Annotated in this window: 16 protein-coding genes; 10 read left to right on the top strand and 6 right to left on the bottom strand. The window is 63.7% G+C overall.

Translation table 11 applies throughout. The features are described from left to right. Positions 1–26: 26 nt before the first annotated feature. From flaF to V2L18_RS11600, 10 genes are all read left to right on the top strand, one after another. On the top strand, positions 27–410 hold the full coding sequence (gene flaF / locus V2L18_RS11645) for a flagellar biosynthesis regulator FlaF (RefSeq protein WP_336178422.1): 384 nt from the start codon (positions 27–29) through the stop codon (positions 408–410). Beyond that, complete coding sequence (locus V2L18_RS11640) at positions 407–829, top strand: flagellar biosynthesis repressor FlbT (protein WP_336178421.1); 423 nt, start codon at positions 407–409, stop codon at positions 827–829. The genes flaF and V2L18_RS11640 overlap by 4 nt, the downstream gene beginning before the upstream one ends. A gap of 12 nt (positions 830–841) precedes the next feature. Next, positions 842–1,243, top strand: a complete 402-nt coding sequence (gene flgD, locus V2L18_RS11635; protein ID WP_336178420.1) for a flagellar hook assembly protein FlgD — start codon at positions 842–844, stop codon at positions 1,241–1,243. 2 nt (positions 1,244–1,245) lie between these two features. Continuing rightward, positions 1,246–1,512 carry a flagellar biosynthesis protein FliQ gene (fliQ, locus tag V2L18_RS11630; RefSeq protein ID WP_336178419.1) on the top strand — a complete coding sequence of 89 codons (267 nt, stop codon included), beginning with the start codon at positions 1,246–1,248 and terminating at the stop codon, positions 1,510–1,512. Positions 1,513–1,791: 279 nt separating this feature from the next. Beyond that, complete coding sequence (flhA, locus tag V2L18_RS11625; protein WP_336178418.1) at positions 1,792–3,882, top strand: flagellar biosynthesis protein FlhA; 2,091 nt, start codon at positions 1,792–1,794, stop codon at positions 3,880–3,882. Then, positions 3,879–4,649 (top strand): flagellar biosynthetic protein FliR, encoded by a 771-nt coding sequence (locus V2L18_RS11620; RefSeq protein ID WP_336178417.1) that lies wholly within the window; start codon positions 3,879–3,881, stop codon positions 4,647–4,649. The genes flhA and V2L18_RS11620 overlap by 4 nt, the downstream gene beginning before the upstream one ends. A gap of 6 nt (positions 4,650–4,655) precedes the next feature. Next, positions 4,656–5,087 (top strand): flagellar biosynthesis protein R, encoded by a 432-nt coding sequence (locus tag V2L18_RS11615; RefSeq protein WP_336178416.1) that lies wholly within the window; start codon positions 4,656–4,658, stop codon positions 5,085–5,087. Positions 5,088–5,110: 23 nt separating this feature from the next. Next, positions 5,111–5,572, top strand: coding sequence for a rod-binding protein (locus V2L18_RS11610; RefSeq protein ID WP_336178415.1), 462 nt, complete (start codon positions 5,111–5,113; stop codon positions 5,570–5,572). A 114-nt stretch (positions 5,573–5,686) separates the two neighbouring features. Beyond that, on the top strand, positions 5,687–6,097 hold the full coding sequence (locus V2L18_RS11605) for a hypothetical protein (protein ID WP_336178414.1): 411 nt from the start codon (positions 5,687–5,689) through the stop codon (positions 6,095–6,097). A 2-nt stretch (positions 6,098–6,099) separates the two neighbouring features. Continuing rightward, complete coding sequence (locus V2L18_RS11600) at positions 6,100–6,555, top strand: flagellar basal body-associated FliL family protein (protein WP_336178413.1); 456 nt, start codon at positions 6,100–6,102, stop codon at positions 6,553–6,555. 622 nt (positions 6,556–7,177) lie between these two features. Here the strand turns inward: V2L18_RS11600 and V2L18_RS11595 are convergent. From V2L18_RS11595 to V2L18_RS11570, 6 genes are all read right to left on the bottom strand, one after another. Further along, entirely contained in the window at positions 7,178–7,651 is a 474-nt protein-coding gene (locus V2L18_RS11595) for a hypothetical protein (protein ID WP_336178412.1), read from the bottom strand. Continuing rightward, a complete protein-coding gene (gene flhB / locus V2L18_RS11590) occupies positions 7,651–8,727 on the bottom strand; it encodes a flagellar biosynthesis protein FlhB (RefSeq protein ID WP_336178411.1) in 1,077 nt (358 codons plus the stop codon). The genes V2L18_RS11595 and flhB overlap by 1 nt, the downstream gene beginning before the upstream one ends. A 159-nt stretch (positions 8,728–8,886) precedes the next feature. Beyond that, the gene (locus V2L18_RS11585) at positions 8,887–9,921 is read right to left on the bottom strand and encodes a flagellar motor switch protein FliG (RefSeq protein ID WP_336178410.1); all 1,035 of its coding nucleotides are present in this window, start codon (positions 9,919–9,921) and stop codon (positions 8,887–8,889) included. Positions 9,922–9,940: 19 nt separating this feature from the next. Next, entirely contained in the window at positions 9,941–10,348 is a 408-nt protein-coding gene (fliN, locus tag V2L18_RS11580; protein WP_336178409.1) for a flagellar motor switch protein FliN, read from the bottom strand. After that, positions 10,345–10,950, bottom strand: a complete 606-nt coding sequence (locus V2L18_RS11575) for a hypothetical protein (RefSeq protein ID WP_336178408.1) — start codon at positions 10,948–10,950, stop codon at positions 10,345–10,347. Before V2L18_RS11575 ends, fliN begins: the two co-directional genes overlap by 4 nt. Continuing rightward, the gene (locus V2L18_RS11570; protein WP_336178407.1) at positions 10,931–11,887 is read right to left on the bottom strand and encodes a FliM/FliN family flagellar motor switch protein; all 957 of its coding nucleotides are present in this window, start codon (positions 11,885–11,887) and stop codon (positions 10,931–10,933) included. Before V2L18_RS11570 ends, V2L18_RS11575 begins: the two co-directional genes overlap by 20 nt. Position 11,888 lies beyond the last annotated feature (1 nt).

Below are 11,888 nucleotides of genomic sequence, written 5' to 3'. Positions count from 1 at the left end.
GATGAAGGGCGTGCCCGTTCCGGATCATGTCCGGAGCGGCCGCCGCAGGCAAAGGTGTGTCTATGTACAACTTCTCGTATGCCGAAACGCTTGACGAATTCTGCGTCGATACGCGCGGAAACGAAAGGCAGGCAATGGGAATGATCGTCGAGCAGCTCAAGGCCGCCAAGGAAAAGGGACGCCGCTCAAAGGAGGCGATCGAGGCCTTGTACAACACCCGCCGGGTCTGGGCCTATTTCATCGACGACCTGTCGAGCGAGAGGAACGAGCTTCCCGTTTCGCTGCGTGCGGACCTGATCTCGATCGGGCTGTGGGTGATGAAGGAGCTGGAAGCGATCCGGACCGAGCAATCCGAAAACTTCGATGGCCTTATCGAGATCAACACCATGATCCGGGACGGACTGGCATGACAAAATCCATCAATCTCGTCCTCAAGGCCGGCGAACGGCTGTTCATCAACGGCGCCGTCCTGCGCTTCAGCCGCAAGACCACGGTGGAACTGATGAGCGACGCGGTCTTCCTGCTGGAAGGCCACGTCATCCAGCCGCACGAGACGACGACGCCGCTGCGCCAGATCTATTTCGCCTTTCAGACCATGCTGATGGACCCGAGCACGGTGGAGCCGGCACGCGAACTCGCCGCCTCGCTGATCGCGGCGGCGCAGCAGACCTTCACCAATCTGGAAATCCTGAACGGCCTTGACCAGGTGTGCCTGCTTCTGGAGGCGGGCCGGTACTTCGACGCCATGAAGATCATCCGCTCGATGTACGGGGTCGAGGAGACCATCATGGGAAAAAAGCCCGATAGCGCCGCGATCCGGGCGGCTTGAAGGAGAGCGATCATGACGACCACGTCAACCAACTACGCAACGACGCAGACACAGGCCGCGTCTTCCTCCTCCGCCATGGAGGATCTGACGCTCGACTACGACGCGTTCCTCACGCTGATGATCCAGCAGATGAAGAACCAGGATCCGACCAATCCGATGGATTCCACCGAACAGCTCTCGCAGCTGGCGACATTTTCACAGGTGGAGCAGGCGATCCAGACCAACAGCAAGCTGGATTCGCTGCTGACCAACCTGTCTTTCTCCCAGGCCGGCGACCTGATCGGCCGCACGGCGACGGCAGCGGACGGCACAACGGGCAAGATCACATCCGTGGAAGTCTATTCCGACGGCACGGTGCTGGGCCTGGAAGACGGCACCGGCATCCTGCTCGGCCCCGGCGTCGCGATCTCCTGACCATGAACGAGGCAGACGCACTCGATCTCGTGCGCAGCGCCATCTGGACGATCGTCGTCGGCGCCGCGCCGGCCATCGTGCCGGCGATGATCGTCGGCGTGACCATCGCGCTGATGCAGGCGCTGACGCAGGTGCAGGAGGTCACGCTGACCTTCATCCCGAAGATCGTCGCCATTCTGGTGATGATCGTGATCGCCGGCCCCTTCATCGGCGCCCAGATCTACGCGTTCACGGCGCTGGCCTACTCGCATATCGAAAGCGGGTTCTAGGCTCCGCACCGACGCCGTGGGGGCGTTGAGGGCGCGGCCCATCCTTCGAGACGCCGTCTTTCGACGGCTCCTCAGGATGACGTTGTGTGTGTTGTGAGTTTCTTCGCAGCAACAACACGATAACGTCCTCCTGAGGAGGTCGCGTCAGCGGCCGTCTGGAAGGATGGGCCGCTTGCGCCATAACATAACCCGCGAGAGCGCCGCCATCCGCACCACCCTCGCGCAAGCTTGGCCTGCCAATAGTTCTTCCCAACGCAAACGCGCGAATAAGGAGATGGCATGTCCGTGATCGGGGCCAGCGTACCCACCGAAGCCATCAGGGAAAGCCGCCGAGACATCGGCTTCGCCGTCGGCATCGTCATCGTCCTGACGATCCTGTTCCTGCCCGTTCCCTCCTTCCTGATCGATATCGGATTGGCGCTCTCCATCGCCTTTTCCGTGCTGATCCTGATGGTCGCGCTGTGGATCCAGAAGCCGCTCGACTTCTCGTCCTTCCCGACCATCCTGCTGCTGGCCACGATGCTGCGCCTGTCGCTCAACATCGCCACGACGCGTGTGATCCTCGCGCACGGCTTCGAGGGAACGACGGCGGCCGGCTACATCATCAACGGCTTTTCCAAGTTCGTGATGAGCGGTGATTTCGTCATCGGCCTGATCGTCTTCGCGATCCTGGTGATCGTGAATTTCCTCGTCATCACCAAGGGCGCCACGCGTATCGCGGAAGTGGGCGCCCGCTTCACGCTCGATGCCATTCCCGGCAAGCAGATGGCGATCGACGCCGATCTCAACGCCGGGCTCATCAACGAAAAGGAAGCCCAGCGCCGCCGCTACGAGCTGGAAGAGGAAAGCTCCTTCTTCGGCGCGATGGACGGCGCCTCCAAATTCGTGCGCGGCGACGCGATCGCGGGCCTCATCATCACCGCGGTCAATATCCTCGGCGGCATCGTCATCGGCGTGACCCGCTACGACATGGATGTCTCGTCGGCCGCCGACGTCTTCACCAAGCTGTCGGTGGGAGACGGCCTCGTCTCTCAGATCCCGGCGCTGATCGTGTCGCTCGCCGCCGGCCTGCTGGTCTCCAAGGGCGGCACGCGGGGCAGGGCGGAAAGCGCGGTCCTCGGCCAGCTCGGCCACTATCCGCGCGCGCTGTTCGTCGCCTCCGTGCTGATGGGCATCCTGGCGATCGTGCCGGGCCTGCCGATCCTGCCCTTCGCGCTTCTGGGATCGCTGATGGCCTTCGTCGCCTACACCGTGCCCAAGAAGCTGGCGGAGAAGAAATCGCAGGAAGAGGAAGCGGCGAAGGCGGCGGAAACGCGCAAGAAGCTGGAGAGTCGCGACTCGGTGAAGGAATCGCTGAAGTCGGTCGAGATCGAGCTTTGCCTCGGCAAGCAGGTCGCCGTGCAGCTTCTCGCCAATCACGGCGAACTCGCCCAGCGCGTCGGGCGGATGCGGCGCAAGTTCGCCGAACAGTTCGGCTTTGTCGTCCCCGACATTCGCGTCTCCGACAGCCTGACGCTCGATCCCAAGAGCTACCAGATCAAGATCCACGGCACCGTCGTCGCCCAGCACAAGCTGCGCGTGGGCGAGTTGCTGGTGATCACCGGCGAGAACGGCAAGCTGACGGTTCCCGGTGACGAGACTCGCGAGCCCGCCTTCGGCATGAAGGCCTTCTGGGTGCCGCCGAGCTACGGCGAGGAAGCCAAGCGCAACGGGCAGATGCCGGCGGAAAACGACACTGTCATCCTGACCCACCTGTCGGAAGTCGTGCGCAATAACCTGCCGCAGCTCCTTTCCTACAAGGACATGCGCAAGCTGCTCGACCGGCTCGACCCGGAATACAAGCGCCTGATGGAGGATATCTGCCCCGCCCACATCTCCTATTCCGGTCTTCAGGCCGTGTTGAAGCTGCTGCTGGCCGAGCGCGTCTCCATCCGCAACCTGCACCTGATCCTGGAAGCGGTGGCGGAGATCGTGCCGCATGTGCGCCGCTCCGAACAGGTGGTGGAGCATGTCCGCCTGCGCATCGCCCAGCAGATCTGCGGCGACCTCGCGGTCGGCGAGCCCCTGAAGGTCATGCGCCTCGGCAACCGCTGGGATCTCGCCTTCCATCAGGCACTGAAGCGCGACAACAAGGGCGAGGTGACGGAGTTCGACATCGATCCACAGCTCGTGGAGCAGTTCGGCAGCGAGCTCTCCAAGGCGGTGCGCACCCAGATGGACGAGGGCAGCAAGTTCGTCGTCGTCGCCGCACCCGAGGCGCGCCCCTATGTGCGCATGATCGTGGAGCGGATGTTCCCGACGCTGCCCGTGCTCTCGCACCTGGAAATCGCGCGCGGTGTCGAGGTCAAGCCGATCGGCAGCGTGTCGTGAGCGGCCTCCTCGTCGCCGCGATCGGGCCGGAGATGGTCCTGGCGACGTTTCTTCTCTTCTGCAGGATCGGTGCCTGCATGCTGGTGATCCCGGGCTTTTCCTCCGACCGGGTGGCCATGCGGATCCGGCTCCTGATGTCGGTCGCGGCGACGTTCGCGATGGCGCCGATGCTGCTGCCGATCATGCGCCAGGCGATGCCGGACATGGAACTGGCGACGACGGTGCGACTGATCGCGGGCGAGCTCTATATCGGTTTGCTGATCGGGCTGATGGGGCGGGCCTTCCTCGCCGCGCTGGAAACGATAGGCACGTTGATGTCGATGGCGATGGGCCTGAACAACATCCCCGGCGTGCCGGTGGCGGGTGGTGAATCCATGCCGCCTGTGGCCAGCCTCCTGAGCGTGGCGGCCACGGCGATGATCTTCATCACCGACCAGCATCAGGAGGTCTTCCGCGGACTGGCACAATCCTACACCCGCCTGCCGCCGGGCCTGACGATGGCGCCGCTCGACGGGCTGGAACAGTTCGCGGGCCAGCTTTCGACCGCCTTCTGGCTGGCGCTCAGGGTCGGCAGTCCGTTCATCGTCTATTCCGTGGTTGTGAACTTCGCGATCGGCATCACCAACCGCCTGACGCCGCAGATCCCGGTCTACTTCATCTCCATGCCGCTGATCATCATCGGCGGACTCTACTTCCTGTTTGTCGTGATTTCCGACTTCCTGCGGATCTTTCTCGACGGTTACTTCACCTGGCTCCAATACGGATAGCGCGCGATGTCCGACCGGCTTCGACAGATCAACCGCATTCTCAAGCTTCAGCGCCAGCTCCACCAGCTTTCCGAATGGATGCTGGTCTCGCTCGATCGCAAGAACCAGACGCTCCTGGAAAACCAGGAGAGGGTTCTGGTGTCCCTGTCGGGCGGCGATCTGGCGCTGCACGACCGCTTCATCCGCAACGCCTCGCGACGGCTCAAGACGCTCGCCGCGGAGCAGAGCCGGGTGATGGCCGCACGCGAAAGCGTCGAGGCCGGGCTTCAGCGTCAGGAGAGGATGATGGAGGTGACAAAGCGTCAGCTCGGACGCGTCGAGAAGGACGAGCGCGTGGCGGAGGAAAAGCGCCAGCTCGCGCTCGTCCTCGACACTGTCCTTACCAAGGGTGAGGCAAGCCTCGCGCAAGCGCCTGCGACTAGCCTGAAGCGAAAGTAAGAACGTCATTCGGAGACACGACGATGGCGATTTCGCCTCCTTCCGATCTGGTTCTCGACGTCGCCAAGGCGGCGGATCCCGAGAAGCTCAAGGTCGCGGCCGCAAAGTTGCAGTCGATTGCGACCCATTCGGGCGGAAATACGCCTGTCGGCACGCCAGGCTTCGGCGCCACCTACGATGGGCTTTCGGGTTCGCCGAGCGGCTACGGTTATGGCTCGAGCGTGGCCGACGTGCGCGTCGGCATGCACAACCGGACCGAGATCGTGGGACAGCTCACGCCGAACCAGAAGTTTGAGGCGCTGGTCCTGCAGCAGTTCATCGAGACGATGATGCCGGACGATGCAGAAGAGGTGTTCGGGCAGGGCACGGCCGGCTCGATCTGGAAATCGATGATGGCCGAGCAGATTGGCAGGCAGGTCGTGCGCTCCGGCGGGGTTGGCATCGCCGACATGCTCACGCGCTCGACCGCCTTGCGACACGGATAGGGCGTCCCGCTCGCCGTCCCGGCTGCGGCGGCATCGTTTCATTGGAAAACGCGCGCACCGCCTGCCCGGAAAGACCCGGCAGACGCGGCGCATCCAGAAAAGGGGCAGGTCTCGATGGAGAACCTTCCAGCAGAATCGACGAGTTCCCAGCCGAGGGTCACGGCTATTCCGATCAGCGGCCGCGAGGCCCTCTACGTGGCGATCGAGCGAGCCAATTCCGCTGTCGTTGCCGAAACCCAGGCCCTGCGCAATCGCGCCGGCGTGGATCTGCGCGATTTCGAACGGCGCAAGAGCCAGGCGTTGCTGGATCTGACGCGCGCGGGAAGCACCATCGGCGAAGGGCCGGCCGACGCGGCGCTGGTCGAACGGCTCGGCGTCCTGCGCGGCAGCCTGGAAGACAACATGAAGCTTCTTTCGACCCACCTGCGCGCCGTGCGCGAGATTTCCGAACTCATCTCGCGCGCGCTGATCGAGGCGGAATCGGACGGGACCTACACGAGCCAGCTCGGCCGGGGGCAGGCCTGATCATGTTCAAGGCGCTCGCAATCGGGATCTGGATGGCCGCCGTCACGGCAGGCTCCAGCTATGGCGCCGTCTACTGGATGACGCACCTGCAGGGAACCGATCCGGCTGCGGCCGTGCTCGAAGGGCTCGACTACGAAAAAACGCGGCCCATCAACGTGCCGGTGATCGAGGACGGCCGGCTACAGGGTTACGTGGTTGCGCAGTTCGTCTTCACCGCCGATGCGGCAGCACTTGCCCGCGTGCCGGTGCCGCCGCATCCCTTTATCGTGGATGAGGCTTTCCGGCTGATCTACGAGGACCGTTCGCTCGATTTCAACCATCTGGAACGCTACGACCTGGAAAACCTGAAGGAGCAGATCCGCGAGCGCGTCAACGCCCGCATGAAGGGCCCCTTCATCCGCGAGGTTCTCGTGGAGGAGTTCAACTACTTTTCGAAGGACGACGTCATTTCGCGCTGAGCCGGAGCCATTCGGCTCCGGCGCCGAATACGCAGCCCGGCCTGACAGCCCTGCCCGGGCGATCGCGCAGGAGCGAAGCCGGATTTGCCTTCGCTTCCGCCTTTTCGCCTCACCTGGACCGTTGCCCGACCCTGGGCGACGGTCTTTTTGTGTGCAGCCGTCTTTCACGTCGCGTTCGGGCGAGGGGGCGACTTGTCATGTGGGACGCGTGGCCCATCCGTCGAGACGAGCGCTTCGCGGTCTCCTCGGTGTCTGGCCCGAAAATGGTAGCGGGTTGTGCGCTTTCGACCATTTCCCTTCATGTCTCTCCGCCGTCATTGCCCGGCCCCCTCTTTCGCGGGCACAGGCTCCGTCCGGGCAATCCACCTCCAGCCGCAGCATTCGGGGCACGCGCTGGATCACCCGGACGGAGCCGGGTGATGACGATGGAGGGGTATGAAGGGGCGCGGAATTCGGGGCGAGGAGCCAACGGCCATTTTCGGGCCAGCCTCTGAGGAGACCCGACGGGCCGTCTCGACGGATGGGCCACATGAACCGCGACCACGAATTCGGGTCCAAAACCGGGTATCTGCTATCCGTCCGGGCGCGAGAGTGCCGCCCGCCGCCCCTCCGGGGAGACGTCCTACTGGAACTCCCGGCTCCTTGCGCGCGGTGCCGGCAGGCGGGCATCCTTGAGCGCGTTGACGAATTGCTCGGTGTTGCGCTCGGGATCCTCGGCCGGTTCGGCGAATTCGATGTGATACATGTCGACGCCGGCGCAAAGGGCCGACAGCGACAGGCCGAAATAGACCCACACGCCGTTGTGCCGGAACTCAAGGTCGAGATTGATCGTCGGCGTGGACCCCCAGGTGAGGTCGACATTCGCCGCCGAGCCATAGCGCAGGGTGTCGTTCTTGAAATAGAGTTCGACGGACGAACGAACCAGGTCGTCGATATTCCCGTGCTTGCCCGCAAGCACGTAGAAGATCAGATCGGTCACGTCGACAAGACGCAGCTCAGCCGCGATATCCTGAATCGCATGTGCCAGGATCTGCTCGCGCTTGCCGCTGCTATCGCCTGTACAGCGTGGCGTGGCACCTACTCCAACATGTTGCATCACACGACCATGTCATTGTCGCGCGAATAGACATAATAGATCACCTCCGCCACTGCACGATAAAATTGGGGCGGGATCATCCTGTCTATCTCGACGGCGGGATAGAGCGCGCGCGCGAGCTCCTTGTTCTCGATGACGGGGATCTGGTTGTCCTCGGCGATCTGGCGAATCTTCAGGGCGATCAGGTCCTGCCCCTTGGCAACGACATAGGGCGCCGCATCCTCGTCGCGGTCGTAGCGCAGGGCCACCGCGAAATGGGTCGGGTTGGCGATGACGAGCGTCGCCTTCGGGATGCCCGCCATCATCCGGTTGCGGGCGCGGTCGCGGGCGAGCGAGCGCATGCGCGCCTTCACCAGCGGATCGCCTTCCATCTGCTTGTGCTCGTCCTTGATGTCGCGCCGGCTCATCCTGAGCTTGCGCCGCCAGTTGACGCGTGCCCATACGAGATCTGCGGCGACGAGAACGATCGTGGCAATGGCAACCCCCGACAAAAGCCTCATGGCCAGGCGGAGGATGGTTTCCGGAAGGTCACTGGGGTCGGTGAACATGGCATTCACCAGCGCCGTCTGATCGGAGCGCAGCAGCACGAGGGCCACCACGGCGATCGTTGCGAACTTGAAGAACGCCTTAGCGAACTCCACCAGGCCTTCCACACCGAAAATGCGCTTCCAGCCCTTGGCGAGGGAGATGCGGGAAAGTTCGGGCTTGAGGCGGTCCGGCACGATGCGCGGCGCGTTCTGGAACCATGCGGCAGCCAGACCGCCGACCATGAGAATGACGACGACGGGAATAAGAAAGCGTCCCACCTCCAGCCCGACAACGCGGGTGAGCATGATGGCATCGGCGCCGTTTCCAAGCTTGAATCCCTCCGCGTCGTCGATGAACCGTGCAAGCACCTGGGACAGCCTCCGGGCGCCGGAAACGGTCGCGAAACTCCCGATCAGCAGGATCGCCAGAAAGGAAACCATAACAGAGGCTTCCTTGGAGACCGGGACGTTGCCTTTCTCGATGGCATCGCTGATTTTCTTTTCGGTCGGTTCCTCGGTTTTGGAATCCTCGTCCTGTGAATCCGCCATCGCCGCTACCGCCCGGGCCTGTCACGCTTGCGTGCCCCACCTTGTTCTCGCAAGGGCGCGCACGTTTCGCAAAACCGCGGCGAGAGTTCGCGCGCGGACCATCGCTCATGCCGCCCGAGCTGCATCTCGGCAAGGCGGGATGCAGCGCGAGAGGCGCGATCAACTGAAGTAGGTGCTTTCTTCCTGCTTGGGATTGAGCTCGATCTCGCCGCGCCCGGCCATTTCCAGCGCGAGGTCGGTGATTGCGCGCCGCGCCTCCAGCACATCGCGCTGGGAGGCCGGTTCGCCGGAATTGAGCTCGAATTCCACGATACGCCGGGTTCGCGACGTGAGCGACGACAGGATGACCTCGCGGAATTGCGGCGACGTGCCCTTGAGCGCGAGAACGATGCTGTCGGTCGAGATCTGGTCGAAGATCGCCATGCGGGTGCGCGCGTTCAGGTTGGTGATGTCGTCGAAGGTGAAGAGCAGCCCCTTCAGCAGTTCCGCCGACTTCGGCCGTTCCTCGTTGAGGTTTTCCAGCGCTTCCTCCATGTGGTCGCGCTCCATCTTGTTGAGGATGTCGGCCATGCGGGCGAAGCTGTCGGCCTCCATCGAGCCGGACAGGTTCAGCATGAAGTCCTCGTGCAGGGTCTTTTCCACGTCGCGCATGATCTCCTGCACGATCGGCTTGATCGACAGCATGCGGCGCATGAGCTGGTTGCGCAACGGCCCCGGCATCTGGCCCAGCACCTTGGCGGCGCTCGCCGGCCGGATCTTCGACAGGATCAGCGCCGCGGTCTGGGGATGCTCCTTGGTCAGATAGTTGGCGAGCACCGTCTCCGACACGGTCGCAATCCGGTCCCAGATGGAGCGGTTGGAGTTGCCGAGCACGTCGGCCATGATCTCGGAGACCGCGTCCTCCGGCAGAACGCCGTCGAGCATCTTCTCCACTTCGCCGGCGGTGCCGAACAGGCTCGCGCCATTGGCGAACTGCCCCAGGAACTCATCCGCGATCTCGTCGAGCTCGGCCGCGCTGACGGATCCGAGCTGGGCCGCGTTCAGCGTGATCAGACGGATCTCCTCCTGATCAAAGTGCCGCAACAGGCGGGCGGCATTGGTCTTTCCCATCGCCAGCAGCAGGGCCGCGACCTTCTGGATGCCGCGAAGGGGCTTCAACCTGCGCTGAGGTTCGACGCTCACGTTGGCGTTCATCTGCGTTCACCCATTCCGCTCAGGCTTCGAGCGCGCCGCCCTGGTTTCCGATGATCTCGGTCAGCGAGACACCGAAACGCGAATTGTCGTCCTCCACGACCACCACCTCGCCACGGGCGACGATGCGGCCGTTGACGACGATGTCGACCGGCTCTCCGACCCGGTGGTTGAGCGGAATGACAGAACCGCGCCCGAGCTTCAGCAGATTGGCGACCAGCATGGAGGCCGATCCGAGCACGACCTGGACGTCGACCGGAATGCCGAGGATGGTGTCGAGGTTTCGCTTTTCCTCATCGTCCGGATGCTCGTGCAGATGAGCCCTGGAGACGTGCGGCGCGTCGCCTGCACCGAAATCGTGCATGTTGGCGGTCATGGTGGCGTCGTCGTCATCGTCGTGGCCGCCGCCGAAATCGTTGATGTCGCTCATTTCGCAATATCCTTCTCGCCTACGGAAACGGACCGGAACGAGCCCGCATAGGTGCTGTCATCGATGCGCTGGATGCGCAGGTCTGTGGAGTTGGCGGTGGCAAAGGCCTGGGCGTCCACGGCGAGCCGGTTGCCCTGGCCGGTGTAGAGGCGTGCCTTGTCGCGGGCCGCGCGTGCGGAGGAAGTGCTGTCGGGGCCGGATCGCTCGTGCCCCTTCGTCCGCCCGCTGGCGGCCTCATCGGACTGCTGCTTGCAGTGCCCGCTGCACTGCTTCTCGCGTTCGGCCTGAAGCGCGCGCATCTCCGAACGCAGCGCCGCCTGGTGCTTGCGGGCGTCCCGCATCAGCGTCTCGATGTCGGCGATAATGCCGCGGGCATCGTCCATCCGCGAGCCCAGCGCATTGAGCACCTGTGCGCCGCGCACATTGATCTCCTGGATGGAGACCTCGATGCCGTCCAGCGCCAGCGTGGTCTGGTCGAAGATCCGCTGATAATCGGCGTGATAACCGCCCAGCCGCTTCAACTCGCGATACATCGCGATCATCTTCACGCTGGTGATCACGAGCGCGACCATCAGCGCGGCGTCAACGAGATAGGAGATCATCGAGCAGATCCTCGTTCTGGTAGATCAGGTCCTCGACCTGAAGCGTGTAGGCGCCGTCCAGCCGGCCGAGCCGGCACGTGAAGATCGGCTGCTTGTTGCATTCCAGCTTGACCGGGCTTCGGGGCGTGGCCTGAAGCTCGATGACCTGGCCGACCTCCAGATCCACGATCTCGCCGAGCGTCATCTGCCGCTCTTCCATGATCGCCTGCAGCCGCACTTCGGTGCGCTGGATCTCGCTCTGGAAGTGGTGCGTCCATTCCTTGTCGCGGTTGGTCATCTCGCCGGAGATCACCTGCGACAGGCGCTGGCGCAGCGGATTGAGCGTAGCGTGGGGCAGGATCACGAAGACCTCGCCGCCGCGCCCGATCGCCTGCACCAGCAGCCGGCCCACGACGGCCGGATTGTTGCGCCGGCCGAGAATGGCGAAATCCATCCGGCTCTCGATGCGTTCGAGCTTCAGTTGCGTCTCCGCGATGGGCTTGAACGAGGCCCGCAGCGCCTTGGCGGCCTCCTCGAAGATCGTGCGGGCGATCCGCGTCTCAATGTTGGAAAAGCTGCGCTCGTCGTCGACCGGGGGCTCCGTTCCGTCCGCCCCGAACAGCACGTCGGCCAGCGTGAAGATAAAGTCGCGATCGAAGCCGATCAGGATGCGGCTGTCCCACTCGGGCGAATAGAAGATCGCGATGAGTGCGTTCGCCTCCTGTTCGTCGAGCACGTCGCCGATGCGCTCGTTGTCGATGTAGGACACCGAGATGTAGGAGGGCGATGTCGATTTCTGGCGCATGGCGTCGGCGAAGATGCGGGCCATGCGGTCGAAGACGACGGGCAGCATCGGCAGACGGTCGACCGAGATGCCGGCGGCATCGAGCAGGCGGTCGGTGATCTGCGAGCGTTCCGATACGGTAGCGGTGGCTGTGTCCATGATGGCGTCTGGCATG

The sequence above is a fragment of the Breoghania sp. JC706 genome, assembly GCF_037026715.1.
In the GTDB taxonomy this organism is placed as follows: Bacteria; Pseudomonadota; Alphaproteobacteria; order Rhizobiales; family Stappiaceae; genus Breoghania.
This window is presented reverse-complemented; position numbering and strand designations above follow the sequence as displayed.